Consider the following 1,249-nt stretch of genomic DNA (forward strand, 5'->3'; position numbering starts at 1 on the left):
CTGAGGGGGACCCATTCGGTGGTCCAGTCGCTATGCGGCTTGGGGTTGGTGGGTCGTGGTCCACTGTAGAGCGAACTCGGTCGGGGTGAGTTCGCCGTGGGCGGAGTGTGGCCTGTTGGCGTTGTAATCGCAGCGCCAGTCTTCGATGATCACCCGGGCCTCCAGAAGAGAGTCGAAGCGCCACGCGTTGAGCAGTTCATCACGCAGGCGGCCGTTGAACGATTCGATGAAGGCGTTCTGCCAGGGTGAGCCGGGATCGATGAAAAGCGAACCAGCACTGTTGAATCGACACCAATCACTGACGGCGCGGGCCACGAATTCGGGACCATTGTCAAAACGCACGTAGCACGGCGGCCTGTGGGTGAGGGCCAAGCGATCCAAGACGTCGACGACACCATCGGCATCGATGCTGCGGTCGACTTTGATCGCGAGTGCTTCGCGGGTGAACTCGTCGATGACGTTGAGCATCTTGATGGTACGACCATCAGCGGTGGTGTCGAACTGAAAGTCCATCGCCCAGATCGCGTTCGGACGAATCGGTGACATCGCACCAACAGCGGCACCGATACCGGTCAGACGCTTCTTCCTGCGACGCTGCGGCACCCGCAGGCCCTCTTCACGCCACAGCCGGCGGATGCGTTTGTTGTTGACCTTCCAGCCGGCTCGCCGCGCCATCTTGGCCGCCCGTCGCCACCCCCAGCGAGGCCGGTCGGTGGCAAACCGGCGCAGCCAGGCACGCAACTCGGCCTCCTCGGTGGTGACCGAGGACGGCCTCAGACGCATCGTGGAGCGGTGCAGGCCCACGACCGTGCAGGCACGACGCTCAGACACCCCGAACCGCTCACGCAACGCCGCCACGGCGCTGCGCTTGCGGTTCGGGGTCAGAAGTTTCCCGCCGAAATCTCCTTGAGCATGTCGATGTCGAGGGCCTGGTTGGCAACCAATCTCTTGAGCCGGGCGTTCTCGGCCTCAAGTTCCTTGAGCCGCTTGGCCTCATTGGCCTTCATGCCCCCGTACTGGGCCACCCAGCGATGCCACGTCGACTCAGCGATCTCGAGGTGCCGGCACACCTCGGCAAGTTCCTGACCGGCCCCCAGGAGTTTGTTGCCCTCGGCGAGCTTGCGGATGATCTGGTCCGGCGTATGCCGCCGACGCTTGTTCGATGCCATGTCGTCGTTGATTCTTCCTTGCCCGCAGACCGGGCAACAGAGCCCCACAACGACTGGACCACTACAACGGGCTCACCCCA

Annotated in this window: 1 protein-coding gene; it reads right to left on the reverse strand. The window is 63.4% G+C overall.

What is annotated here, in order from left to right; translation table 11 throughout:
- Positions 1-30: 30 nt before the first annotated feature.
- Positions 31-1,169, reverse strand: a protein-coding gene (locus tag ACYQ8K_RS30065; protein WP_459975017.1) for an IS3 family transposase whose coding sequence is annotated in 2 segments (ribosomal slippage) — positions 31-899 and positions 899-1,169 — 1,140 coding nt in all. Because the reading frame shifts where the segments join, the coding sequence is not laid out codon by codon here.
- Positions 1,170-1,249 lie beyond the last annotated feature (80 nt).

The sequence above is a fragment of the Mycobacterium sp. MUNTM1 genome (assembly GCF_054660795.1).